This is a genomic window from Amycolatopsis sp. CFH S0740 (assembly GCF_004522315.1).
GTDB lineage: Bacteria > Actinomycetota > Actinomycetes > Mycobacteriales > Pseudonocardiaceae > Amycolatopsis > Amycolatopsis nivea.
Genome location: NZ_SDLS01000008.1, coordinates 312,462 through 338,137 on the forward strand (window position 1 = coordinate 312,462; position 25,676 = coordinate 338,137).

Genomic DNA, 25,676 nt, shown 5'->3' on the forward strand with positions numbered 1-25,676 from the left:
TCACATCCGGAAGACGCCGAAGCCGCCTTCGACGCCCTTCACTGGTCCGTTGTGGATCGCCGACAGGCTCAGCCCGAGCACCGTGCGGGTGTCGCGCGGGTCGATGATGCCGTCGTCGTAAAGCATGCCGGAGAGGAACATCGGCATCGATTCCGCCTCGATCTGGTTTTCCACCATGGCGCGCATCGCGGCGTCGTTTTCCTCGCTGTACTCCTGTCCCCGGCTCGCCGCCGCGGCGCGGGCCACAATGGACAGCACACCGGCCAGCTGCGCCGGTCCCATCACCGCGGATTTCGCGCTCGGCCAGGCGAACAGGAACCGCGGATCGTAGGCCCGGCCGCACATCCCGTAGTGCCCGGCGCCGTAGGACGCTCCCATGAGGACGGACAGGTGCGGCACCTTCGAGTTCGAGACCGCGTTGATCATCAGCGCACCGTGCTTGATGATGCCGCTCTGCTCGTATTCCTTGCCGACCATGTAGCCGGTCGTGTTGTGCAGGAACACCAGCGGCGTGTCGATCTGGTTGGCCAGCTGGATGAACTGCGCGGCCTTCTGCGATTCCTCGCCGAACAGCACGCCCTGGGCGTTGGCCAGGATTCCCACCGGATACCCGTGGATGCTCGCCCATCCGGTGACCAGGCTCGGCCCGTACAGCGGCTTGAACTCGTCGAAGTCCGAACCGTCCACGACGCGCGCGATCACCTCGCGCGGGTCGAACGGGATCTTCAGGTCGGTCGGCACGATGCCGAGCAGGTCTTCGGCGTCGAACAGCGGTTCGGCGTAGTCCGGTTTGGGCGTCGGGCCCTGTTTGGTCCAGTTGAGCCGCTTGATGATGCTGCGGCCGAGCCGGATCGCGTCCTCCTCGTCGACCGCGAGGTAATCGGCGAGCCCGGACGTCCGGGCGTGCATTTCCGCGCCGCCGAGGGATTCGTCGTCGGATTCCTCGCCGGTCGCCATCTTGACCAGCGGCGGCCCGCCGAGGAACACCTTCGCGCGCTCCTTCACCATCACGACGTAGTCGGACATGCCGGGCAGATACGCGCCGCCCGCGGTGGAGTTGCCGAACACCAGCGCGACGGTCGGCACCTTCGCCGCCGAGGACCGCGTCAGGTCGCGGAAGACGCGGCCGCCCGGGATGAAGATTTCCTTCTGCGTCGGAAGATCCGCGCCGCCGGACTCGACCAGGTTGATCACCGGAAGCCGGTTCTGCGCCGCGATGTCCGCCGCCCGGAACGACTTCTTCGTCGTCCACGGGTTGCTCGCGCCGCCCTTGACGGTCGGGTCGCTCGCCGAGATCAGGCATTCGACACCTTCCACCACGCCGATCCCGGTGATCACGCTCGCGCCGACCTTGTAGTCCGAACCCCACGCGGCCAGCGGCGACAGCTCCAGGAACGGCGAGTCCTCGTCCAGCAGCAATTCGATCCGCTCGCGCGCCAGCAGCTTCCCGCGCTTGCGGTGGCGTTCGACGTACTTTTCCCCGCCGCCGGCGACCGCTTTCGCCTGTTCGGCGTCGATCTCCGCGAGCTTCTCCAGCATCGCCTCGCGGTTCGCGGCGAACTCGTCGGCCCGGGTGTCCACTGTGGACCTGATAGTGGTCATGCGGTGTATCCCAATCGCTTCGCGGCCAGTCCGGTGAGGATTTCGGTGGTGCCGCCGCCGATGCCGAGAATGCGGACGTCGCGGTAGTGCCGTTCCACTTCGGACTCGCGCATGTAGCCGAGCCCGCCGTGCAATTGCACCGCCTCGTTCACGACCCATTCGGCGGTCTGCACCGCGGTGTTCTTCGCGAAGCACGCCTCGGCGATCACTTCTTCGCCGGACACGTGCCGGAGCGCGACCTGCCGGGCGTACGTCCGCGCGACGTCGACCTTGCAGGCCATCTCGGTGAGCTTGTGCTGCACCAGCTGCCGCGAGATCAGCGGACGCCCGAACGTCTCGCGCATCCGGCACCAGTCCAGCGTCAAATCCAGCGCCCGCTGCGCGTGCGCGTATGCCTGCACCGCCAGCGAAAGCCGTTCGGTGACGAACTGCGTGGCCACCTGAGCGAAGCCGCTGTTCTCCGCGCCGACCAAGTTCTCCGCCGGAACTCGGACGTCCACATAAGACAGTTCCGCGGTGTCCGACGCCGCCCAGCCCATCTTCTCCAGCTTGCGCGACACCGTGAACCCTGGCGTCCCGCGCTCGACCACGATCAGCGAAAGCCCGTGCGCGCCCGCTTCGCCAGTTCGGACCACAGTGGTCACAAAGTCCGCGCGACAGCCGGAAGTGATGAACGTTTTCGCCCCGTTGATCACGTACTCGTCGCCCTCGCGCACCGCAGTGGTGCGGATCCCGGCGACGTCAGAACCGCCGTCCGGTTCGGTGACCGCCAGCGAGCCGATCTTCTCGCCTTCGAGCGTCGGCCGCACCCAGCGTTCGATCTGCACCGGGTCGCCGGCCTCGACGATGTGCGGGACCGCGATCCCGCAGGTGAACAGCGACGCGAACAGCCCGCCGGACCCGCCCGCGTAGTGCATTTCCTCGGCGACCACGAGCGCGTCGAGGTAATTGCCGTCGCCGCCGCCCGCGGATTCGGGGAACGCGACCCCGAGCAGACCCAACTGCCCGGCCTTGCGATGCAGGTCGCGCGGCAGTTCCCCGGCCCGCTCCCAGTCGTCCAGGTACGGCAGCACGTCCTTCTCCACGAACCGGCGCACCGTCGCGCGCAGTTCGGTGCGTTCCGGCGTGCGGAACGGATCCACGGTCACAGCAGCGCCTCCGGGACGTCGAGTTCGCGCGCCCGCAGCCATTCGCCGAGCGCCTTCGCCTGGGGATCGAACCTGGCCCGCGAAGCGACGCCGTCGCCGAGAATGCCCTCGACCACGAAGTTCATCGCCCACAGGTTCGGCAGCAGATGCCGGGTGACCGGCAGCCCTTCGGTTTCCGGCAGCAGACGGCGGAATTCCCCGACCGTCAGCCGGTGCACGAGCCAGCGCCACGCCTCCTCGGACCGCACCCACACGCCGAGGTTCGCGTTGCCGCCCTTGTCGCCGCTGCGCGCGCCCGCGACGAGCCCGAGCGGAACGCGCCGCACCTTGTTCGCCTGAAACGGTTCCGGCAGCGCCGGTTCGTCCACTTCAGACAGTGCAAGCGTCTCGGCAGCAGGCGCGATGTCCACCTTGGACCCGTCCGGCAGCACCGCGACATGCGGAACCGCGGCAGCGTCCACAAAGGCCGCCGAGTACACCCCGAACGGCGAAGCGTCCGAGGGCGGAGCGGTCACGTGGAATCCCGGGTAGCTCGCGAGCGCCAGCTCGATCGCCGCTCCGCTGAACGCACGTCCGGCGATCTTCGGATCGTTGTCCTTCACCGCGACGTGCAGCAGCGCGCTGGCGCGTTCCTCGGTGTCGGCGTCCGCGTGATCGGTGCGCGCGAGCGTCCACCGGACGTCGGCTGGCGGACGCTTCGCCAGCGCGCCTTCCAGCTGTTCCCGTACCAGCGCGGCTTTTTCTTCGATGTCCAGTCCAGTAAGGACGAACGTCGTCTCGTTCCGGAAGCCGCCGAGCCGGTTGAGGCACACCTTCAACGTCGGCGGCGGCGCTTCCCCGCGGACCCCGCTGATCCGCACGCGGTCCGGTCCGTCGTCCGACAGCGACAGCGTGTCGAACCGCGCCGTCACATCAGGATTCGCGTACCGCGCACCGGTGATTTCGTACAACAGCTGCGCCGTCACAGTCCCTTTATTGACCACGCCACCCGTGCCCGGATGCTTCGTGATCACGCTGGAGCCGTCCGCGTGGATCTCCGCCAGGGGGAACCCGGGCAGGCCGATCGGCTGTTCCCGGAAGAACGAGTAGTTCCCGCCGGTCGCCTGCGCGCCGCACTCGATGACGTGCCCCGCCGCGACCGCTCCGGCGAGCGCGTCGTAGTCGTCGCGGGCCCAGCCGAAGTGCGCCGCCGCCGGCCCGACGATCACCGACGCGTCCGTAACGCGCCCGGTCACCACGATGTCGGCACCAGCCTTAAGACACTCCGCGATGCCCCACGCGCCGAGATAAGCGTTGGCAGTCAACGGTTTCTCGAAGCCGAACTCATCGGCGCGCGCGATCAAGTCGTCGCCTTCGACGTGCGCGACGCGGACATCGAGGCCGAGCTTCTCGGCCAGTTCACGCAACGCGTCGGCCAGCCCCGCCGGGTTGAGCCCGCCCGCGTTCGCGACGATCCGGACGCCCTTCTCCTTCGCCAGGCCGAGGTTTGCCTCCATCTGCCGGAGGAACGTCTTGGCGTAGCCGCGCGCCGGGTCCTTCATCCGGTCGCGGCCGAGGATGAGCATGGTCAGCTCGGCAAGGTAATCGCCGGTCAGGACGTCGAGCGGGCCGCCGGTCAGCATTTCCCGCACGGCGGAGAACCGGTCGCCGTAAAACCCGGACGCGTTCCCGACGCGCAACGGCGCGCTCACGCGAACTGCCCCGGCTTGCGCCCCGCCCCGGGCGGCCCGGCGAATGCCTGCGCGATGCCCAGCCATTCCTCGACGTCCGCGCCGGTCGCGACCAGATCAGTGTCCGCCGGATGCCGCCGCTGCGTGGCGACCAGGCAGAAGTCGAGCGCGCTGCCGGTCAGCCGCTGCTCCGCGTCCTCCGGCCCGAACGCCCACGTGCTGCCGTCCGGCGCGGTCAGCTCGACCCGGAATTCCTCCGTCGGCGGCGCGAGCGAGTGGAGTTTGTACGCGAAATCGCGCGTGCGCGTGCCGAACCGGGCGATGTGCCACAACCGTTCGGTGGGTTCGCGGGTGACGCCGAGCGCGTCGGCGATGTCCTGGCCGTGCGCCCAGGTCTCCATCATCCGCGCGGTCGCCATGGAAGCCGCGCTCATCGGCGGGCCGTACCACGGCAGCTTCTGCCCGTCCGGCACCGCGGCGAGCGCCTCGGCGAGGGCGGCCCGTCCCGCGCGCCACTGCGCCAGCAGCTCGTCCGGCGGGAGCTGAGCCCCGTCCTCGGCACCCTGGTCGACGTAGTTCTCGCCGATGCTCAACAGGTTTTCGACCTCGGACTGCCAGTCCTCCGGCCTGCTCGCGGAGATCAGCGATTTGCCGTCGGTCCACGCCAGATGCGCCACCTGATGCGCGATGCTCCAGCCGGGCGCGGGCGTCGGCCGCGCCCACTCCCCGGCGGGCAACCCGGCGACCAGGTCGTCGACCGCCTGCGATTCGGCCGCGAGATCCCGGAGGATCCCCGCGAGATCAGCCATTCCTGCGCCTCCCTGCGTCCGCCGCACCACCTCGTGCGGACCCAGCGTGACCCCTGTCGAGAGAAAAATCAAGCGCGCCTGATTGTTTTGCTCCGGCACGGAGTCCGTGAGGGCCACCCTCATTGACTCTGATTCCCTCAGGGTTCCCCTCACGACCCACGACGCCCGCCGCCAGCCACCGGGATGCCGCCCCAATGCGGCATTGGTTGCGTCAGACGCACCGAACGCCACATTGGGTGCATGGGACGCACCGAACGCCACATTGGGTGCATGGGACGCACCCAATGCGGCATTGGGGCGCTAGCCCCGCGCCAACCCAAACCGCACCGGTGCACCCCACGAGCGAGGCACCCACACCTCCCCCGCACCCCGATACGAAGCCCATCTGCGGTTCGGGGGTGCTTGTCAAGGCATCTTTCCCGCCTTGACAAGCACCCCCGAACCGTCAGCACAATCAACCTTCGGGGTGCCCCACGCAACCAACGAGGCCGATGTCGCCGCCAGGCGACGAGGCGGACCCCACCGCTATTGACACCGTGAAAACAAGCCCCTTACCGTCCTCCCATGGACTCCTACGCGGAGATCGCCTACAAGGTCGCCGCCAAGGTCGCGACCGTCCTGCTCGACCGGCCCCAAGCCCGCAACGGCTACACGATCCGGATGGCCGACGAACTAGCCCACGCCCTCGACCGGGCCGACCGGGACGAGGACGTCCGCGCCGTCGTGCTCGGCACCACCGGCAAGGACTTCTCCGTCGGGGCCGACCTCTCCTCCGGCGGCTTCGACTTCGGCGACCGCCCGCCGGACGACTGGCAGGAACCGGCCGGCCGCGTCTCGAAGCGGATCTTCACGATGAACAAGCCGGTGCTCGCCGCGTTGCGCGGGGCGTCCGTCGGCGCGGGCATCACCATCGCGCTGTCCTGCGACTACCGGTTCGCCTCCACCGACTCCAAGTTCGGCTTCGTCTTCACCCGCCGCGGCATCTACCCCGAAGGCGCGTCCGCGTGGTTCCTCCCCCGCCTCGTCGGGATGGGCGCGGCCGTCGACTGGATGGTCAGCGGACGGCTCTTCGGACCCGACGAGGCACTCCAGGCCGGACTCGTCCACCAGATCCACGCCCCCGGGGACGTCCTCGCCCAAGCCCAAGCCAAGGCGAGGGAGATCGCCGAAACGACCGCGCCGGTCGCGGTAGCGGTCACCCGGCAGCTGCTCTACCGGATGGCCTCGGCCCCGTCTCCGTTCGACGTCCACCAGGTGGACTCGAAGCTCATCTCCCAGCTGGGCTCAAACCCGGACGCTGTCGAGGGCATCGCCTCGTTCTTCCAGAAACGCCCGCCGGAGTTCCCCTTGCGCGTGGACCGCGATCTGCCGCCTTACCTGCCATGGATCGACGAATGACCGAGTACCCGCCCGAACCGTGGCACCTCGCCGCCGACGCGTGCGTGTCGATGTGGCGAGTCCCCGTCGACGAGCTGCCCGCCTTGCCCGCCGGCACCGAACCGCTGCTCCTGGGCAAGCAGGCCGCCGTCTTCACCGCCTGGATCGACTACCTGCCGTCCGGTCAGCTGAGCTACCACGAACTCCTCTCCTGCGTCGCCGTGCGCGGCCGCGGGCTCGCCGCGTCGATCACCGACATCTGGGTCGACAGCGAGGTCTCGCGCGCGGGCGGGCGCGAGTTGTGGGGCATCCCGAAGGACCTCGCGTCCTTCGCCTTCACCGGCGGACGCACCTTCACCGCGGCGACCTCCGACGACTGGATCGCCACCGCCGCCTTCACCCCGCGGGTCGGGCTCCCGATCACGCTCCCGGTACGCTTCGAGATCGCTCAGGACCGCGGCGGCAGCCCGTTGCGTACCCCGGTCGAGTGGCGTTCGAAGCCCCGCGCGGCGGCCGCCGACTGGTCGGTCAACCCGGCCGGTCCGCTGGCGTATCTCGCCGGGAAACGGCCCGTGGCCAGTGCCGCACTGGGTGCCACGAGGCTCCGTTTCGGATCTTGCCCTCGGTGATCGGATAACCCGCCAGGGTGAGACCGACACGCCATACCTTGGGGCCCGTGCGAGCCCCCACCCCAACATGTAGTCTCTGGGAACCGGCAGCCCCCAGCGACGGGGAGACCGCTTGAAGAGGGCGGCCGGGCTGTTTCGCCGAAACCGCAGCGCATGGCCTTGACCGGCCGTGTGCCGCTCGAACGCGCCCATTTCGAGGAACTGTTGGAGACACGCATGTCAGTGGAAACCGGTCAGCGGCCGCCGTCGGCGGCGGAGGGGGCCCCGAGCGCGGTCCGCGTCATCCGGCGGGACGGAAGCGTCTCGCCCTTCGACGCGGGCAAGATCTCGGTGGCGCTGACCAAGGCCTTCCTCGCGGTCGAGGGCGGCGACGCCGCCGCGTCCTCCCGCGTGCACCACGTGGTCGCGGAGCTGACCGGGCAGGTCGAGGCGGCGCTGCTGCGCCACACCGGCCCGGAGACCGCGCTGCACATCGAGCAGATCCAGGACCAGGTCGAACTCGCCCTCATGCGCGGCGAGCACCACAAGGTCGCCCGCGCCTACGTGCTCTACCGCGACGAGCGCACGAAGGCCCGCGAGGCCGCCGCGCCGGCGTCCGCCGAGGTCGCGCTGAGCGTCAAGGGCGCCGACGGGACGCTGCGCCCGCTCGACTGGGCGCGTGTTTCGCACGTCGTCGGCGAGGCCGTCGCCGGGCTCGAGGACGTCTCCGCCGAGCCGGTGCTGGCCGAGGCCAAGCGCAACCTCTACGACGGCATCACCGCCGACGAACTGGCGCTCGCGCAGATCATGGCCGCGCGCGTGCTCGTCGAGCAGGAGCCGAACTACTCGTTCGTGTCCGCCCGCCTGCTGCTGGACAAGCTGCGCGGCGAGGCGCTGAGCTACCTCGCGCAGCAGCCGCGCCAGGCCAGCCAGGACGAGATGGCGGCCGAATACCCGGCGTACTTCCGCGCCTACCTGCGCCGCGCGGTCGAGCTGGAACTGGTCGACGGCGAACTGCTGCGCTTCGACCTGGACAAGATCACCGCCGCCATCCACGCCGAGCGCGACCTCGACTTCGGCTTCCTCGGCCTGCAGACCCTGTACGACCGGTACTTCCAGCACCACAACGGCGTGCGGTTCGAGCTGCCGCAGGCGTTCTTCATGCGCGTCGCGATGGGCCTGGCGATCCGCGAGGACGACCGCGAAGCCCGCGCGATCGAGTTCTACGAGCTGCTGTCGACGTTCCACTTCATGGCGTCGACCCCGACGCTGTTCAACAGCGGCACCAACCGCGCCCAGCTGTCGTCCTGCTTCCTGACCACGGTGGACGACGACCTGGACTCGATTTTCCAGGCGTACAAGAACAACGCGCTGCTGGCGAAGTACTCGGGCGGCCTCGGCAACGACTGGACCCCGGTCCGCGGCCTCGGCGCGCACATCAAGGGCACCAACGGCCAGTCCCAGGGCGTCGTGCCGTTCCTGAAGATCGCCAACGACACCGCGGTCGCGGTCAACCAGGGCGGCAAGCGCAAGGGCGCGGCGTGCGCGTACCTGGAGACCTGGCACGTCGACATCGAGGAATTCCTCGACCTGCGCAAGAACACCGGCGACGACCGGCGGCGCACGCACGACATGAACACCGCCAACTGGGTCCCGGACGAGTTCCTGCGCCGCGTCGAGGCGAACGCCGAGTGGACGCTGTTCTCCCCGAACGAGACGCCGGACCTGCACGACCTCTACGGCAACGCGTTCGCGCAGCGCTACCGCGAGTACGAGGCGGCCGCCGCGCGCGGCGAGATCAAGGTGTTCCGCAAGGTCCGCGCGGTCGAGCTGTGGCGGCGGATGCTGACCATGCTGTTCGAGACCGGCCACCCGTGGATCACCTTCAAGGACCCGTGCAACCTGCGTTCGCCGCAGCAGCACGTCGGCGTCGTGCACTCGTCCAACCTGTGCACCGAGATCACGCTGAACACGAACACCGAAGAGGTCGCGGTCTGCAACCTCGGCTCGGTGAACCTGCTCAAGCACGTCACTCCGTCCGGTTTGGACACTGAGCGGCTCGAGAAGACCGTGCGCACCGCGGTCCGCATGCTCGACAACGTGATCGACATCAACTTCTACACGATCCCGGAGGCGCGCCGTTCCAACCTGCGCCACCGTCCGGTCGGCCTGGGCATCATGGGCTTCCAGGACGCGCTGTTCGAGCTGGGCGTGCCGTTCGCGTCCGCCGACGCGGTGAAGTTCGCCGACGTGTCGATGGAGCACCTCTCCTACTACGCGATCTCGGCCTCGACCGACCTCGCCGAGGAGCGCGGCCAGTACCAGACGTTCGAGGGTTCCTTGTGGAGCAAGGGAATCCTGCCGATCGACTCGATGCAGCTGCTCATCGACGCCCGCCAGGGCGACGGCCTCGACGTCGACACCTCCACGACGCTGGACTGGGCCCCGCTGCGCGAGCGCGTCAAGACCGTCGGCATGCGCAACTCGAACGTGATGGCGATCGCGCCGACCGCGACGATCTCCAACATCTCCGGCGTCGGCCAGTCGATCGAGCCGCTGTTCCAGAATCTGTACGTCAAGTCGAACATGTCCGGCGACTTCACCGTCGTCAACCCGCACCTGGTCAAGAGCCTCAAGGCGCGCGGCCTGTGGGACGAGGTCATGGTCAGCGACCTCAAGTACTTCGACGGCAGCCTCGGCCAGATCGACCGCGTTCCGGACGACCTCAAGGCGCTGTACGCGACCGCCTTCGAGATCGAGTCGAAGTGGATCGTGGACGCCGGTTCGGTGCGCCAGAAGTGGATCGACCAGGCGCAGTCGCTGAACCTGTACATCGCGGCTCCGAGCGGCCGCAAGCTCGACGAGCTGTACCGCTACGCCTGGCACAAGGGCCTCAAGACCACGTACTACCTGCGGGCGCAGTCCGCGACGCACGTGGAGAAGAGCACCCTGCGCGGCACGGACGGCAAGCTGAACGCCGTCTCCGCCACCCCCGCCCCGGCCGCTCCGGCCGCCGCCGCCCCGGCCGCCGCGCCTTCCCCGGCACCGTCGCCGTCGCCGTCCGCCGCGGTCCCGGCCGCCTCCCCCGCACCGTCGCCGTCGCCCGCCGCGACCGTCCCGGCGGAGCCGAAGGAGATGCCGAAGACCGACGTCGACTTCGTCGCCACCGAGGGCGCTGCCTGCCGGATCGACGACCCCGACTGCGAAGCCTGCCAGTAAGGAATTCCTGAACCATGACGAACGTGGAAACGACGGACGCGACCGGCCTCGGCGAGATCGAGGTCGGCGCGGCCCGGATCAACGTCGACGACAAGCGCATGATCAACGCGCGCGCCGACGTCAACCAGCTGCTGCCGATGAAGTACCGGTGGGCGTGGGACAAGTACCTGGCGGCGTGCAACAACCACTGGATGCCGACCGAGGTCGCGATGCAGGCCGACATCGCGCTGTGGAAGTCGCCGGACGGCCTCACCGAGGACGAGCGGCAGATGCTCAAGCGCAACCTCGGCTTCTTCGCCACGGCGGAGTCGTTGGTGGCCAACAACATCGTGCTCGCGGTGTATCGCCAGATCACGAACCCGGAGTGCCGCCAGTACCTGCTGCGCCAGGCGTTCGAGGAGGCCGTGCACACGCACACCTTCCAGTACATCTGCGAAAGCCTCGGCCTGGTCGAGGGCGAGCTGTTCAACATGTACCGCGAGGTCCCGTCCATTTCGGACAAGGACGCGTGGGCGCTGAAGTACACGCAGAACCTGGAGAACCCGGACTTCGAGACCGGCACGCCGGAGGCCGACCAGGCGTTCCTGCGCGATCTCGTGGCGTTCTACGTGATCTTCGAGGGCATGTGGTTCTACACCGGTTTCGCGCAGATCCTGTCGCTGGGCCGGCGGAACAAGATGGTCGGCATCGCCGAGCAGTACCAGTACATCCTGCGCGACGAGTCGATCCACCTGAACTTCGGCATCGACTGCATCAACCAGATCAAGATCGAGAACCCGCACCTGTGGACCGAAGAGTTCCAGGCCGAGGTGCGCGGAATGCTGCAGGACGCGTGCGAGCTCGAGGTGAAGTACGCCCGAGACACCATGCCGCGCGGCATGCTCGGCCTGTCGGCTGACCTGTGCGAGCAGTACATGCACTTCATCACCGACCGGCGCGCCCAGCAGATCGGCCTCACCCCGATCTACGGCGAGAACGAAAACCCGTTCCCGTGGATGTCGGAGGCGATGGACCTGAAGAAGGAAAAGAACTTCTTCGAAACCCGCGTCATCGAATACCAGTCCGGCGGCGCGCTCGACTGGGACTGATCCCACCCCGAGGCACCTGCTGGAACTCGGCCGCACCCTGCCCAGGGTGCGGCCGAGTTCGTTTGCCGGGCCCCGCGCTACTGCAACGCCGACACCACTCCGAACGTCGCAAGGTCGTGTGGCTCCACCAGGATCGACCAGCCCAGCATCTGCCCGGATTTCGCATCTACCGTGACGGTGAGCACGTTTCCCCTGGGGGCATTGCTTCCCCGGGGGATCTTGGCGGCGTACCCCACGAAGTTACCGGTCATTTGAATCAAGTACACCGGATCGTTGGCCTTGGGCTGCGTTCCGTCAATATACTTAAGAGCATTGCGGTCGGTTTTCACATATCGAATATCGGCCGGGCTGCTCTCGCCATTCGCGGCAGCCAACCTCTTCGCCACGCCCAGCAGGTCGGCGGAAGTGGGCGGCGTGACGTTGCTTTCGGCAGACATCTTCTCCGTCTTGTCTATGCAAGGCTTGCGCGTTGCACCTGTTATGTTTTGCCCGTTTGTGTACATAAGAAACAGATCTGGTCGATCGTTGACCAGTTCCGCTTGAGCGGGATGCCACTGGTTGCCGGTATCCTGGTATTGAAACTTTGAAGAGTTGGCAAACACTCGAGCACTCGGGACCGTTACCTCGAGTCCATTGCCCGCTTGGCCGCCGAATGCCCCGTTGCCTTCGGAAATACCGACGAGACCCCCGTTCTGGCGAATCTCCCAATTGGGACTGTTGGGAACCCAGCGGAAGGTCACGTTCTCGCTGGTGAGCTCATGTGCGGACTTGATGTAGAACTCACGGTACGGAACACCTGGCCGCTGATCTGCCCAGTACCACAGAAACCCTTTCTCTCGCCCTGGGGAACTGTACAGTGTACCCGCGGTCATTCCTGCTTCAACCCAGGTGTCCAGCTTCGGATTGTTGAGGTTGGTGAGAAGCCACTGCTCCCAGTTGGCGAACTCGGCATCTCGGTTGTCCACATGAAGACAGCCGACCGTCAGATCCGAACCGACCCCGTTCATCCACAACGGCTGCTGCTTGGATCCGATGAATCCCACAGCGTAGCAGTGATCAGAAATCGTGCACGCTGGTTGACTGGCCGCGCTTGCCTGACTGACACCCGCCGCAAACATCGAAGAAATAAGCACTAAAACCGCAGAAAATGATCGAACAGGAGAAAGAATTCGCATCGCCCCTCCTTCGCGAAGTCACGAACTTTCACCGGGTGATCCGGACGCGATCTTCCGCTTACGCAAGAGCAGAAAGCGCAGAACCCCTGCATCCCCCGAATGTTGGTTGGCCACCAACACCACACTTTGTCCTTCCTGTTGCACGCAAGGAACCGCTGACCGGGTGACAACCCAGTCAACGGATACGCCCTGCGTGCGCAGCGATTTCGAGCGGCGACTGAAAAATAAGCAGAAAATACGACCTGTCAGTGAGCAATGGCCAGGCGTTAACGGGAAGTGCGCCAAAAACATCAGCCGCACCATGCTCGACGTCGGCAAGACGCCAGACAGCACAGTGCAACTCCCCCGTTCGTCTCGCACACGCCGAGTGCGATGTCACCGCCGGACGACGAGCACCTTCCGACGCTCCCGCCTGCTGACGACGAGCACCTTCCGACGCTCCCGCCTGCTCCGGCAAACAGCACGATCCCTCCCGAATCCTGGGACACCCGCCTCCTGGCCCCGGATTCGGTAAGCTGACCCACGCCACTGGTTCGCCAGGACGCAGCCGCGTCCCGGCGAGGCAACAGGGAACCCGGTGCGATTCCGGGACTGCCCCGCAGCGGTATGTGGGAACGAAAGCTGTCACCGCGAAACGCGGTAAAGCACTGGGCGCCCAGCCCGGGAAGCGACAGCCGGTAGGCACGAGCGATACGCCCACGAGTCCGAATACCTGCCAATGGCACGCACGCCGACGGCGTGCGTGAGTCCGGGCCTCGCGGGAAGGGCACCGACCGAAGCACGACTTCCGCGTGCCCGGACTCTTCCGGCGAGCACGTGAGGATGCATTGCTGTGAACACGATCGGCACCACGATTCTCGGCTATCCGCGGATCGGCCCAGCCCGAGAACTCAAACGAGCACTCGAGTCCTACTGGTCAGGAAAAACCACCGAAGAAGACCTCCTGACCGCCGGACGGCAGCTGCGCGAGCAAACCTGGACAGCCCTGCGAGACCAGGGCCTCGACTCAATCCCGTCCAGCACTTTCTCGCTCTACGACCAGGTGTTGGACACCGCCGCCCTCTTCGGCGCTCTGCCGGACCGCTTCACCCTGCTGGGCCTGTCGCCACTGGACACCTACTTCGCCGCCGCGCGGGGAGTCCCGGACGCACCCGCCCTCGAAATGACGAAGTGGTTCGACACCAACTACCACTACCTGGTCCCCGAACTAGGCCCGGACTCCCGCTTCGCACTCACCGGCACCGCCCCGATCGACGAAGTCCGCGAAGCACAAGCGCTAGGCATCACGCCACGCCCGGTACTCGTCGGACCGGTCACTTTCCTACTGCTGGCCAAGCCCACCGAACCCGGCTTCACCCCGCTGGAACTGCTGGACGAACTACTGCCCGCCTACGCCGAACTTCTGGGCAAGCTGGCCGACGAGGGCGTCGAATGGGTCCAGTTGGACGAACCAGCCTTCGCGACAGACCGAACCACGCCGGAGTTCAACGCACTCACCCGCGCTTACCACTGGCTGGCCAAGGAAACCCACCGCCCGAAACTCCTGGCAGCCGGATACTTCGGCGGCCTCGGCCGAGCACTGGGCGTCCTGGCCCGCTCCCCCATCGAAGCAATAGCCGTGGACCTGGTAACCGATGAGTCCTTTGTGGACAAAATTGCAGCAGAAGGAGCACTGCGAGACAAGGAAGTCCTAGCCGGAGTAGTAGACGGCCGAAATGTCTGGCGCACCGACCCAGACGTCGCACTAGCCCACGCAGCACAACTGCGAGACACCGCCGCACACGTGAGCATCTCAACGTCGTGCTCGCTACTTCACGTCCCCTACGACGTGAACGCGGAAACAGACCTCGCCCCGCGCCTCAAGAACTGGCTGGCGTTCGCGAAGCAAAAGGTGGACGAGGTCGTCCTGCTAGGCCGAGCCCTCAGCGGAGAGACCGCAGACCTCACTCCAGCCCGAGCCGCGGCCGCCGACCGAGCCGGAGCCGCCGAACTCAACGACGCCAACGTCCGTGCACGAGTCAACGCACTCCGCCCAGTAGACACCGTCCGCGCGCCGTATGCAGAACGCGCTGCGGCACAACAACAATCACTGAACCTGCCCCCACTCCCGACCACCACAATCGGCTCCTTCCCGCAAACCAGCGAGGTCCGCCGAGCCCGAGCCGCACACCGCGCGGGCAAACTCGACGACACCGCCCACCGCACCGCGATGCGCACCGAAATCGACCGCGTCGTACGGCTGCAGGAAGACCTCGGCCTAGACGTCCTGGTCCACGGCGAACCCGAGCGCAACGACATGGTCCAGTACTTCGCCGAACAACTGACCGGCTTCGCGGCGACCGCCCTCGGCTGGGTCCAGTCGTACGGATCCCGTTGCGTCCGCCCGCCAATCCTCTTCGGCGATGTCTCCCGGCCACGCCCGATGACCGTCGAATGGGCGCAGTACGCGCAAAGCCGCACCGACCGTCCGGTGAAGGGCATGCTGACCGGCCCGGTCACGATCCTGGCGTGGTCGTTCGTCCGTGACGACCAGCCCCTGGCCGACACCGCACGCCAGGTCGCGCTGGCCGTCCGGGACGAGGTCGCGGATCTGGAGGCCGCCGGAATCCGCATCATTCAGGTCGACGAACCGGCGTTGCGCGAACTGCTGCCGCTGCACGCGGCGGACCGCGACGCGTACTTCGACTGGGCAGTGCCCGCGTTCCGGCTGGCCACTTCAGGCGTCGCGGAAACAACGCAGATCCACACGCACATGTGCTACTCGGAATTCGGCGACGTGCTGCCCGCGATCGACGCCCTCGACGCCGACGTCACCAGCATCGAGGCCGCCCGCTCGAAGATGGAAGTGCTCGCCGATCTGAACGGAGCGGGCTTCGGCCGCGGCGTCGGGCCCGGCGTGTACGACATCCACTCGCCGCGGGTGCCGGACCAGACCGAGATGGCGGACTTGGTGCGTACGGCGCTCGGCGCGGTCCCGGCGGAACGGCTGTGGATCAATCCGGACTGCGGTCTCAAGACCCGCGGTTACGCCGAGGTCGAGCCGGCGCTGCGGCATCTGGTCGGCGCGGCCCGGGAACTGCGCGCCGAACCTCGCTGACGCGTCCCGGTGCCGGGCAGCGCGTCCCGCTGCCCGGCACCGGTCCGAGGATCACCCGAACGGCAGGCCCGCGAGGTATTGTCAATGCGTCAATAACGCGGGACCGTGGAGGCGGCCGATACCCTGACCGGGAGGTGGTCGCCATGGCGGACGTGACCGGAAGGACGAGGCTCCCGGCGGCAGGCGGCGCGCTCGGCAAGGTCGCCCACGCCGGGAGCGACGGCGTCACGCGGCTGTCGGAGAACCTGCGCGGCCGGATGCCGCCGCTGACCGCGATCCCGTTGCCGCGCAAGTTCGACGAACGCTGGCTCGGCGCGCGCTGGCCGGTCCGCGAACTCGCGGCGCCCCCGGCGGGCAGCGGCCTGAAGCCGGTGCTCGGCGACGACGGGCCGCCGCTGATCGGCCACACGCTCGACGGGATGCGGTTCGGCCTCGACTTCAGCCTGCACCGCTTCGAGCAGTTCGGCCCGGTGTCGTGGATGGGCGTGTTCGGCCAGCGGATCGTGACCCTGTCCGGAGCCGAGGCCACCCAGGCCGCGCTCGTGAACAAGGACAAGGCGTTTTCCCAGGAGGGCTGGAAGTTCTTCATCGAGCGGTTCTTCGAGCGCGGGCTCATGCTGCTCGATTTCGGCGAGCACCACCTGCACCGGCGGATCATGCAGGAGGCGTTCACCCGCGACCGGCTCCGCGGCTACGTCGCGCAGATGGGTCCGGCGCTGCGCGAAGGCGTCGCCGCGCTGCCGTCCGGCCGTCCCCAGCTGTACTGGGCGTTCAAACAGCTGACGCTGGACGTCGCGACGCAGGTTTTCATGGGCATGCGCTCCGCCTCCGACGCCGAGCGCATCAACCGCGCGTTCGTGGCCGCTGTGCGCGCCGGTACCGCCGTCGTGCGCTATCCGGTGCCTGGCGGTCGCTGGGCCGCGGGTTTGCGCGGCAGGCGGACGCTGGAGCGTTATTTCGGCGAGAACCTGGCAGCCAAGCGCGACGCGGACGGCGACGACCTGTTCTCCGCTCTCTGCCACGCCGTTTCCGAGGACGGCGACCGGTTCAGCGACGCCGACATCGTCAACCACATGATCTTCCTGATGATGGCCGCGCACGACACGACCACCATCACCGCCAGCGCGATGGCCTACTACCTCGCGAAACACCCGGAATGGCAGGACCGCGCCCGCGAGGAGTCGCTGCGCCTCGGCGACGACCTGCCGGACCTCGACGCGCTGGAAAGCCTCGAAACGCTGGACCTGGTGATGAAGGAAGCGCTGCGGCTGCGCGCGCCTGTGCCGTCGCTGGCGCGAAAGACCACAAAGGACACTGCCGTCCTCGGCCATTACCTGCCGGAAGGCACGATGGTCGCGGTTTCGCCGACGCTGAACCACTACTCCCCCGAGCACTGGACCGATCCGCTGCGCTTCGACCCCGAGCGGTTCGGCCCGGACCGCCGCGAGGACAAAGCGCACCGGTTCGCGTGGATGCCGTTCGGCGGCGGCGCGCACAAGTGCATCGGGCTGCAGTTCGGCGGCCTGGAGGTGAAAGCGCTCATGCACGAACTGCTGCGGGCGCACCGCTGGTCGGTGCCCGAGGACTACGTCGCGAAGTGGGACTACGTCTCGCTTCCGGTGCCCGCCGACGGACTGCCCGCCCGGTTGGCCTATCGTTGACGGCCGCCGAGCGGGACAGAAAGGTCGACAGCTGGAGACAAAACTGCAGTACAAGCCACCTTCGTGTACTCAAGGTGACTTGATGTCACCAGTTGTGTAGTGCCCATCACTCGTTCAGCCGGTAGACACCCTGTTTGGTCCGTGATGCCGTGGCATCACTTGCGGCCAACTCGTACCCAGTGTGGGTCTTCGGATCCTCCGCACCGGGTCTGAGCTGGTCTTTGTCCGCGTATGAAGAGGTGGAGTGTGCCGGAGCCTGGTGCCATGCCAGGGTTGGTCGACGTCGCGCGCAAGTACGCGGCGGCGCTGACCGACACCAACGGAGTAACGCTCCCTCCCGCCGAGGTGGAGCGGATCCTGCTCGACTTCGCCGGCGAGGTCGCCGCGCGTCCCGAGGACGCGGGCGCCACGCGGCGGTTCACCGCGCTCTTCTCCTCCGCGCCGCTCGGCATCGCGCTCACCGACCCGGCCGGGAACGTCGTCGAGGCGAACGGCGCGCTGGCCCGGTTGCTCGGCACGTCCGCGGCCGCGTTGCGGGACAAGCACATCGCGGACCTCGCCGCCGGCCCGCAGGACGCCACCCGGCTGCGCACCGCGCTCGAAGGCCTGCCGCTCACCGCCGACGCGCGCCGGACCGTGCAGAGCGTGCAGCTCGGCCACAGCCGCGACGGCGAACTGACCACGAACGTCACGCTCGCGTCGCTGCCCGGCGACCGGCCGGGCACGTACTTCCCGGTGTTCATGGCCGCCGATGACGACGACCTGCACCTGCTCGGGGAACGGCTACGGCACCAGAACCTGCACGACCCGCTTACCGGGCTGCCCAACAGCGCCGCGTTCACCGCCCAGCTCGAACTCGCGCTCGGTTCGGGCGGCTCCTCCGAGATCGCCTTGCTGTACCTGGACATCGACGGGTTCAAGGTGATCAACGACGGGCTCGGCGCCGGCATGGGCGACCAGGTGCTGAAGGAGATCTCGCGGAAACTGACGGCGGTGTTCGCCGGCAAGCACGAGGGTTACGTCGCGCGGCTGTCCGGCGACGGTTTCGCGGTGCTGCTGCGCGGCCCGGAACTGACCGGGCAGGAGACGGTCCTGCTGGCCGACCGGGTGCTCGAGGAACTCAGCGAGCCGGTGTACGTCGACGGACACGGCATCGGCGTCAGCGCGAGCATCGGGATCGTCGTGCGCCCGGCGAACGAAGGCAGCCACGGCGACCTGCTGCGCGCGGCCGAACTGGCGCTGCACCGCGCCAAGGAGGCAGGCAAGGCGCAGTGGATGCTGTTCGACCCGCAGCTCGACGCACGGGACCGCAACCGCTACCAGCTCGGTGCGGTGATCGCCGGTGCGCTGGAGAACGGCGAGTTCTCGCTGATCTACCAGCCGACGGTCAAACTCGCGAAGCCGGACGAGATCGCGGCGGTGAACGCCGGACTGCTCTGGAGCCACCCCGAACGCGGCGAACTCGGGCCCGAGGAGTTCTATCCGCTCGCGCAGACCACCGGAATGACCGTGCCGCTCGGCAAATGGCTGCTGCAGGAATCGCTCGGCGCGACCGCGCGCTGGCGCGAACAGTACGGCCCCGCCGCGCCGGACGTGTGCATCCGCCTGCCGAAGCGCCTCGCCACCGACGAGGACCTGGTGCTGATGGTCAAGAACCAGCTCGACCGGCACCGCCTGCCCGCACGAGCGCTGCGGCTGTGCACCGACCGCGAGTCGATGTTCGACAGCGAGGGCGAACTGCTGGACTCGTTCAGCGTGCTCGCCGACCTCGGCGCGCAGCTCGTGCTCACGATCACCGGATCGTCCGACCTGGAACTCATCCCGCGCTACCAGCTCCCGGTGAAACACGTGATCCTGAGCGGCCCGGTCGTCGACGCACTGGCCGACCCGAACCCGGCGGAGACTGACGTGCGGCACCTGTCGCTACTGGTCACGCGAGCGAAGGAACTGGGCCTGCGCATCGGCGCGGAGGGCGTGCGCGACCACGGTCATGCCGCACGCCTGCGGGAACAGGGCGTGCTGGCAGCGCGGGGTTCGTTCGTAGCGGAGTCCGCGACGGGCGACGAGGTCGACGAAATGATCGCCCGGCACGCCAGCTGACGCTGGCGTTCGTGCGCCTATGCCGCCTGCCGGTTCGCCTCGCAGCGCTTGAACAGGTAGTAGCCCACCACTTCGCCTTTGACCGCAACGTTCTGTCCGGACGACATGAACTTGTCACGGCTCTCCTGGCCCTGCTCGACGAAGACGAACGAACCGTTGACCAGGTCCCAGCCTTCGCGGCACACGGAGTTGAGCACGTCGACAGGGTCGCTCGTCCGCTGAGTCGTCGTGCCGCCGACCATCGCGACGATGACGGCCTTCTGGTTCATTACGTCGATAGAGAACTGGAAGACGTGGTCGCCGTTCCTGAATGCCGCCCGGGCGCGCCCGGCTGGGGACTGCTCGAACGCTTGCCTTTCCTTCTCCAGTTGCGCCTGGCGTTTGCGGTCCTCCGCCGCAAGGCGTGCCTGCTCCTTCGCCGCGGCTTCCGCGGCTGCCTCTTCGGGCGTCTTCTTCTTGAGCAGCGCCACAGTTTCCTCCGCAATCGACTTCAGCCGCAGTTGACGTCCTTTCTTGTCGGTCTCAGCGGCTCAGAAGTTACGGACAGCTGATCTCTATCAGGCGACGGCCAGCACGCGCCCCGGAGGAACCGGGGCGAGCAGGGCTGGTGAGCAGGAGGGTTCAGACGGTCTCGCGGTCGTTTGCCGAGGTCGCCGCGACGACGTGTCCGGCACCCAGGCAAGATGACGTTGCCGACGACCGAAAGGTTACTCCGATGCAGCCTGGCGACCTCGCCCCCGACTTCACCCTCCCCGACGACCAGGGCGTCGAACGCACCCTGTCCGCCCTGCTGGCCGACGGCCCGGTCGTGCTGTTCTTCTACCCGGCCGCGATGACGAGCGGCTGCACCGCCGAAAGCTGCCACTTCCGGGACCTCGCCGCGGAATTCGCCGAGGCGGGCGCGCAACGGGTCGGCATCAGCCCGGACGCGGTCGGCAAACAGCGCGAATTCTCCGCGAAGCACGGTTTCGACTATCCGCTGCTGTCCGATGTGGACGGGACGGTGGCGAAGCAGTTCGGCGTGTGGCGCAAAATCCTGCCCCTGCACACGAAACGCCAGACGTTCGTGATCGGCGAGGACCGGCGGGTGCTGGACGTGATCAAGAGCGAACTGAACTTCACGGCGCATGCGGATCGGGCATTGAAGGTGCTTCGGGAGCGAGCGGACGCCTGACTACCCCGGCGAACGTACGTGAGGGGAACCCTCCGGGAATCTGATTCCCTCAGGGTTCCCCTCACGGCTTTCGACAGAAGCCAACCGCAGACTCAAGCGGCCCGCTCAAGCCGCCACACCACATTCACCCCGCTGCAAGCCGACGGAAGCCGCCCCTCGGCCTTCTCCTCCCCCACCCGCGAAAACCCCAGCCGAGCCGGAACCGCGCCGCTGCGCACGTTCTCCGAATCGTGCTTGATTAACACAAAAGTGGCGTCCAGCCGCCAAGCCAAAGACACCAGCAAAGCACTCGCCCGCGTCACATAACCCTTGCCAGTCTGGGACTTCGCGAGCCAGTACCCGATCTCCCACCCGTCCCCGCGGCGCATCAGCCCGCAGCTGCCCGCCAGTTCGTCGTCCGGCGTGAAGATCGCGTAGTTGTACTCCTCGCCGCTCTCCCACTGCGCGGCCGCGCGGGCGAGGAACTCGTCTCCCTTGGCGGAGTCGTAACCGTCGATCGCCCAGGGCATCCAGGCGGCCAGGTGGTCCAGGGATCCCACGACGGTCGCCACCTGCGCGTCGCGATGGTCCGGGCGCCAGCGAACGAGGGTGATCACACCGTCGGCGAGAGTTTCCATGCGAGCCATCCTGACAGCAGAAACGGCGGCAGGCTCGCGAATTTCGCGAAGGCCGCCGCCGTTTCCCAAGAAAACGTCAGTTCACCACGATGTCCTGCGGCACCTCGGTGTCGTTCTTCAGCGCGTCGAACAGCTGCGCCGACTTCTTCTTGTCCCAGTGCTGCGCCGAAGCGTCGGTGATCGGCATCGTCGTGGTCGTGACGCCGTCGGAGGAAATGCCGCGCATCGCGATCGCCAGGCCGACCAGGTTGTGCACGTGGTCGCCGGTGTCCATGGTCAGCGCGTCCGGCGCGGAGCCCAGCAGCGGGAAGAAGTCGAACGGGTTCAGCAGCGTCCCCGGGCTCGCCACCTGGCTCACCAGCGCGCCGATGAACTTCCGCTGGTTCGCGACCCGGTCGAGGTCCGAGCGCGGCGTCGCGGAGGCGTGCCGCATCCGGACGAAGCCGAGCGCCGACCGGCCGTCGAGCTTCTGGCAGCCCGCCTTGATGTCGATGCCGGTCATCGGGTCGCTCATGTCCTTGTCGATGCACATGTCGACGCCGCCGATCGCGTCGACGATGTTCGCGAATCCGCCGAAGCCGATCTCCGCGTAGTGGTCCATCCGCAGCCCGGTGGCCTGTTCGACCGTCTGGACCAGCAGTTTCGGCCCGCCGAGCGCGAACGCGGCGTTGATCTTGCTCGTGCCGTGGCCGGGGATCTTCACCTGCGAGTCGCGCGGCAGGCTCAGCAGCGTCGGCTTCGTCGAGTTGTCCGGGAGGTGCGCGATCATGATCGTGTCGGTGCGCTGCCCGCCCGCCTCGCCGCTGTCGCCGGTGGCCAGCCGCTCCTCGTCCTCCGCGGTCAGGCCCTGGCGGCTGTCCGAGCCGACGATCAGCCAGTTCGTGCCCGACGCGGCTGCCGGGCGCCCGGAGTAGTCGCCGATCGCGTCCACCCGGTTGATGGAGAACTCGAGATACGCCCAGATCGCGCCGACGAACAGCACGAACACGATCAGGAGCGTCATCAGGATCTTGCCGATGCTCCACCGGCGGCGACGGCGCGGCCGCGGCTGGCGGCCGCCGTACTCCGGCGGGTCCTGCCTCGGCGGTGCGGGCGGCGGAGCGGGGGCCTCGCCGCGCGCGCCCATCGGCCGGGTGCGGGCGTCGTAGGGGCTCTGCCCTCTCCCCGGCAGCGGCAGCATCTGCGCCCGCTGCTGCTGACGCGGGCGTGCGGGGGGCTGCGGTGGCCTGGGCGGCATCCGCCGCCTGCCGTCGTCGCCTCCGTACGTCATGGGCCTGTCTCCCCGATCCGGTGGGTGTGGCCGCGCAGAGTCCTGCACGGTCCTCCTGCGGTGGACGTGCGGGACCCTACGCGGGTTGTTCCGGAAGGGGGAGGAGAGGTCAGCGCGGGTCGGCGAACCCGAACTGGTGGACCTTCAGGTGCCCCGACCGGAACCCGGCCTCGGAGTAGGCGAGGTAGAACTCCCACATCCGCCGGAACACGTCGTCGAACCCGAAGCCGCGGATGTCGTCCCAGCGCTGCTGGAAGCGGTCCCGCCACAGCTTGAGCGTGCGGGCGTAGTCCTGGCCGAACTCGCGCATCCCGGCCAGCTTCAGCCGGGTGTTCTCGCGCATCCCGTCCTCGATCGCCTGCACCGACGGGATGATGCCGCCGGGGAAGACGTACTTGTGGATCCACGTGTAGGACTTCGCCGAGGCCAGCATCCGGTCGTGGTCCATGGTGATCGCCTGCAGGCCGAACTGCCCGCCTGGGCGAAGGCGCTTGCCGATCGTGGAGAAGAACGTGGGCCAGTAGGACGCGCCGACCGCCTCGATCATCTCCACGCTGACCACCGAGTCGTACTCGCCGGTGGCCTCGCGGTAGTCGCACAGCCGCACGTCGACACGGTCGGACAGGCCCGCCTCGGCGATCCGCGCGTCGGCGAGCACCTTCTGCTCCTGCGAGATGGTCAGCGACGTGACCTTCGCGCCGCGCGAGGCCGCGCGGATGGACAACTCGCCCCATCCGGTGCCGATTTCCAGCACCTCGCTGCCTTTGCGCACGCCGGCGTAGTCGAGCACGCTGTCGAGCTTGCGGTGCTGCGCCTGGGTGAGCGTGTCCCCGGGCCCGAACAGCGCAGAGGAGTACATCATCGACTCGTCCAGGAACGCGCTGAACAGGTCGTTCGACAGGTCGTAGTGCCGGTGGATGTTCGACCGCGCGCCCTCGATCGTGTTCTCCTCCGCGGACGGCTGCATGCGCTCGGCGAACCGGCGGAACCGCTGCAGGAAGGGCGGCACGAGCGTGGCGAGCCGCTCGGCGAACGGCGTCAGCACGCCGGCCAGGTCCTCCGCGGTCCAGTCGCCGACCAGGTACGCCTCGCCGAAGCCGATCTTCGCGTCGGCTCCGAGCCGGTGGAAGAACGCCGCGGGCCGGTGGATGCGCATCTCCGGCGCGTCCGGGCCGCCCGCGCCGAGCACGGTGCCGTCCGGGAACGTCACCCGCACGTCCAGCGTTTTCACCGCGTGCCGGAAGAGCGCCTCGGCCGCGCGCGCCCGCAGCGGCGAATGCGGCGGCGTGGCGAGACCGGGCCATCGGGATTCGTCGGGCACCGGCTGCGAGACCGCTGAGACCACTGTCGGATCGACTCGTGACGTGGACAAGACACTCCCTCCGAACGGGCTTTTCGAGCCCTTCCCCATGATATTCCCGCTTCGTCCCCGTCGCCCTCGCGACCGGGCCGCACCCTCCGGTTACCCCGGAATGCGCAGCCGGTCGCCGGAGGGGCGGGACCAGGCCTGACGAAGAGTCTCGTCCGTCTCGCCCACTCCGATCCGGTCCAGTGTGAAAGCACACATGAGCCGGGTCCAGACCGCGGGACGGCGGATCATCGAATGGCCCTCGCCGGCGATCTCGAACCGCGCGACCAGGTCGGTGACCTCGCGGGCGCGCGCGGCGAAGGCGTAGGACTCGGCGGGCGAGGTCATCCGGTCGCGGGTGCCGTGCGCGATCAGCACCGCGCGGCCCGCGACGGCGTCCACCGGCTCGCCCTGCGGCGTCCACGGGGCCATCGCGCACACCCCGGTCACCGCGGGATCGTCGGCGACGCGCAGCGCGACGCGGCCGCCCATGGAATGCCCGACGAGGACCACCGGGAGCCCCGGATGGTCGGCGCGGATCTGTTCCAGGGCCCAGCGCGCGTCCGGCACCGGGCTTTCCGTTCGCCCGTTCCAGCCGTACAGCCGGTTCCGCATGAGCCGGACTTCCAGCCCGTGCCGCTTTCCGGCGCGGTGCAGCGAGCGGGCCAGCGGCACCATCCGCTGGTACGCCAGCCGCCACGGCTGGACGGCCGCGGTGCTGCGTTCGGCCCCGCCGTGCAACACCAGCGCCACCGCGCGGGTCTGCCCGGGGGCCCGCCACACCCGCACAGCCGGATCCGTCCGGCCGTTCCGCCGTTTCCCGTTCACCGGCACCCCCGTTTCGATCAACTCCACGGTAATCCACCACGAAGCGTGTCCACCCGATAGATTCGGTGCCCGGACCCGCGAGGAAGGGCAGGTGTGGTGAGCGCCACGGATCTCGTGAAGAACACTTCGGACCAGCTTGCGGCGGCCGCGGAGGCCAACGCCGCGCACGTGTCCGCCGCCGCCGACCTGCTGCTGGGGGTGATCCGGGCCGACGCGCTGGTCTTCACCGCGGGCGCCGGGCACTCGCTCGCGGCGGTCGCCGAGACGTTCTACCGCGCGGGCGGGCTCGCCTGCGTGTATCCCGTGTACCACCCGGAACTGCTGCCGCTGCACGGCGCGCAGCAGAGCACGCGCACCGAGCGCCGTTCCGGGCTCGCCGAAGAGGTCCTGGCCGAACGCGCACCGGGACCGGACGACGTGCTGGTCGTGTTCTCCACGTCCGGCGTGAATCCGTACCCGGTCGAACTGGCCGCCGGCGCGCGCCGCCGCGGCGCCTCGGTGATCGCCGTGACGTCGCGGGCCTGCGTGGCCGCCGCACCGCGCCGGTCCGCCACGACGCTGGTCGAGGAAGGCACCGTGGTGCTGGATTCGCTGGTGATCCCCGGCGATGCCAGCTATCCCGCCTCCGCGCCGCGCACCGGTCCACTGTCCACTGTGGTCAATGCGTTCCTGTGGAACCTGATCCTGGCCGAGGTTTACGACCGCGGCACCGCCGAAGGGCTCGACGTTCCGTTGTGGCGCAGCTCCAATGTGGAGGGTGGGGACGCGGCGAACGCGGCTCTGCTGGCCAAGTACGAACCCCGGGTGCCCGCGCTGCGCTGACCCCTCTCCCGATGCCTGCACAAGGTCCGTGAGGGCCACCCTGAGGGAATCTGATTCCCTGTT

19 protein-coding genes and 1 riboswitch are annotated in these 25,676 nt (G+C 68.1%); of the genes, 9 read left to right on the top strand and 10 right to left on the bottom strand.

Going from position 1 to position 25,676, the window contains the following annotated elements; all coding sequences use genetic code 11:
• From EIZ45_RS17135 to EIZ45_RS17150, 4 genes are read right to left on the bottom strand one after another with little or no spacing between them, the layout of a single operon-like run.
• Window positions 1-1,602: an acyl-CoA carboxylase subunit beta gene (locus tag EIZ45_RS17135; RefSeq protein WP_051729070.1), complete on the bottom strand. Its 1,602-nt coding sequence runs from the start codon at window positions 1,600-1,602 to the stop codon at window positions 1-3.
• Complete coding sequence (locus EIZ45_RS17140) at window positions 1,599-2,792, bottom strand: acyl-CoA dehydrogenase family protein (protein WP_134663599.1); 1,194 nt, start codon at window positions 2,790-2,792, stop codon at window positions 1,599-1,601. The genes EIZ45_RS17135 and EIZ45_RS17140 overlap by 4 nt, the downstream gene beginning before the upstream one ends.
• Window positions 2,747-4,441, bottom strand: coding sequence for an acyclic terpene utilization AtuA family protein (locus tag EIZ45_RS17145; RefSeq protein WP_134663600.1), 1,695 nt, complete (start codon window positions 4,439-4,441; stop codon window positions 2,747-2,749). The genes EIZ45_RS17140 and EIZ45_RS17145 overlap by 46 nt, the downstream gene beginning before the upstream one ends.
• A complete protein-coding gene (locus EIZ45_RS17150; RefSeq protein WP_134663601.1) occupies window positions 4,438-5,229 on the bottom strand; it encodes a TIGR03084 family metal-binding protein in 792 nt (263 codons plus the stop codon). The genes EIZ45_RS17145 and EIZ45_RS17150 overlap by 4 nt, the downstream gene beginning before the upstream one ends.
• Before the next feature lie 564 nt (window positions 5,230-5,793).
• On the opposite strand from EIZ45_RS17150, the gene EIZ45_RS17160 reads away from it, so the two are divergent.
• The 4 genes from EIZ45_RS17160 to EIZ45_RS17175 all read left to right on the top strand — a co-directional run bounded on the left by EIZ45_RS17160 (window position 5,794) and on the right by EIZ45_RS17175 (window position 11,521).
• On the top strand, window positions 5,794-6,627 hold the full coding sequence (locus tag EIZ45_RS17160) for an enoyl-CoA hydratase-related protein (protein WP_134663602.1): 834 nt from the start codon (window positions 5,794-5,796) through the stop codon (window positions 6,625-6,627).
• Window positions 6,624-7,235 (top strand): acetoacetate decarboxylase family protein, encoded by a 612-nt coding sequence (locus EIZ45_RS17165; protein WP_134663603.1) that lies wholly within the window; start codon window positions 6,624-6,626, stop codon window positions 7,233-7,235. The genes EIZ45_RS17160 and EIZ45_RS17165 overlap by 4 nt, the downstream gene beginning before the upstream one ends.
• A gap of 216 nt (window positions 7,236-7,451) precedes the next feature.
• Window positions 7,452-10,433 carry a ribonucleoside-diphosphate reductase subunit alpha gene (locus tag EIZ45_RS17170; RefSeq protein ID WP_134663604.1) on the top strand — a complete coding sequence of 994 codons (2,982 nt, stop codon included), beginning with the start codon at window positions 7,452-7,454 and terminating at the stop codon, window positions 10,431-10,433.
• A 14-nt stretch (window positions 10,434-10,447) separates the two neighbouring features.
• On the top strand, window positions 10,448-11,521 hold the full coding sequence (locus EIZ45_RS17175; RefSeq protein ID WP_134663605.1) for a ribonucleotide-diphosphate reductase subunit beta: 1,074 nt from the start codon (window positions 10,448-10,450) through the stop codon (window positions 11,519-11,521).
• A gap of 77 nt (window positions 11,522-11,598) precedes the next feature.
• On the opposite strand, the gene EIZ45_RS17180 is transcribed toward EIZ45_RS17175, so the two are convergent.
• Complete coding sequence (locus EIZ45_RS17180) at window positions 11,599-12,696, bottom strand: hypothetical protein (RefSeq protein WP_134736058.1); 1,098 nt, start codon at window positions 12,694-12,696, stop codon at window positions 11,599-11,601.
• 512 nt (window positions 12,697-13,208) lie between these two features.
• A riboswitch (cobalamin riboswitch) is annotated at window positions 13,209-13,431 on the top strand.
• Between the two features lie 97 nt (window positions 13,432-13,528).
• Between EIZ45_RS17180 and metE the strand changes: the two genes are divergently transcribed.
• The 3 genes from metE to EIZ45_RS17195 all read left to right on the top strand — a co-directional run bounded on the left by metE (window position 13,529) and on the right by EIZ45_RS17195 (window position 19,554).
• The gene (gene metE / locus EIZ45_RS17185; protein WP_134663607.1) at window positions 13,529-15,793 is read left to right on the top strand and encodes a 5-methyltetrahydropteroyltriglutamate--homocysteine S-methyltransferase; all 2,265 of its coding nucleotides are present in this window, start codon (window positions 13,529-13,531) and stop codon (window positions 15,791-15,793) included.
• Window positions 15,794-16,050: 257 nt separating this feature from the next.
• Window positions 16,051-17,454: a cytochrome P450 gene (locus tag EIZ45_RS17190; RefSeq protein ID WP_134663625.1), complete on the top strand. Its 1,404-nt coding sequence runs from the start codon at window positions 16,051-16,053 to the stop codon at window positions 17,452-17,454.
• A 264-nt stretch (window positions 17,455-17,718) separates the two neighbouring features.
• On the top strand, window positions 17,719-19,554 hold the full coding sequence (locus EIZ45_RS17195; RefSeq protein WP_167756470.1) for a diguanylate cyclase domain-containing protein: 1,836 nt from the start codon (window positions 17,719-17,721) through the stop codon (window positions 19,552-19,554).
• Between the two features lie 17 nt (window positions 19,555-19,571).
• Here the strand turns inward: EIZ45_RS17195 and EIZ45_RS17200 are convergent, their stop codons facing one another.
• Complete coding sequence (locus tag EIZ45_RS17200; protein WP_037814737.1) at window positions 19,572-20,024, bottom strand: hypothetical protein; 453 nt, start codon at window positions 20,022-20,024, stop codon at window positions 19,572-19,574.
• 245 nt (window positions 20,025-20,269) lie between these two features.
• On the opposite strand from EIZ45_RS17200, the gene EIZ45_RS17205 reads away from it, so the two are divergent.
• Window positions 20,270-20,728, top strand: coding sequence for a peroxiredoxin (locus tag EIZ45_RS17205; RefSeq protein ID WP_037814731.1), 459 nt, complete (start codon window positions 20,270-20,272; stop codon window positions 20,726-20,728).
• 92 nt (window positions 20,729-20,820) lie between these two features.
• Here the strand turns inward: EIZ45_RS17205 and EIZ45_RS17210 are convergent, their stop codons facing one another.
• From EIZ45_RS17210 to EIZ45_RS17225, 4 genes are all read right to left on the bottom strand, one after another.
• Window positions 20,821-21,345, bottom strand: a complete 525-nt coding sequence (locus tag EIZ45_RS17210) for a GNAT family N-acetyltransferase (protein WP_205669964.1) — start codon at window positions 21,343-21,345, stop codon at window positions 20,821-20,823.
• 76 nt (window positions 21,346-21,421) lie between these two features.
• The gene (locus tag EIZ45_RS17215) at window positions 21,422-22,615 is read right to left on the bottom strand and encodes an LCP family protein (RefSeq protein ID WP_134663610.1); all 1,194 of its coding nucleotides are present in this window, start codon (window positions 22,613-22,615) and stop codon (window positions 21,422-21,424) included.
• Window positions 22,616-22,724: 109 nt separating this feature from the next.
• Entirely contained in the window at window positions 22,725-23,987 is a 1,263-nt protein-coding gene (locus EIZ45_RS17220; protein WP_051172325.1) for a cyclopropane-fatty-acyl-phospholipid synthase family protein, read from the bottom strand.
• 90 nt (window positions 23,988-24,077) lie between these two features.
• Window positions 24,078-24,818 (bottom strand): alpha/beta hydrolase, encoded by a 741-nt coding sequence (locus tag EIZ45_RS17225; RefSeq protein ID WP_235146761.1) that lies wholly within the window; start codon window positions 24,816-24,818, stop codon window positions 24,078-24,080.
• A 66-nt stretch (window positions 24,819-24,884) separates the two neighbouring features.
• Here EIZ45_RS17225 and EIZ45_RS17230 point away from each other — a divergent pair, with 66 nt between their 5' ends.
• A complete protein-coding gene (locus EIZ45_RS17230; RefSeq protein ID WP_037814721.1) occupies window positions 24,885-25,613 on the top strand; it encodes an SIS domain-containing protein in 729 nt (242 codons plus the stop codon).
• Window positions 25,614-25,676: the final 63 nt, after the last annotated feature.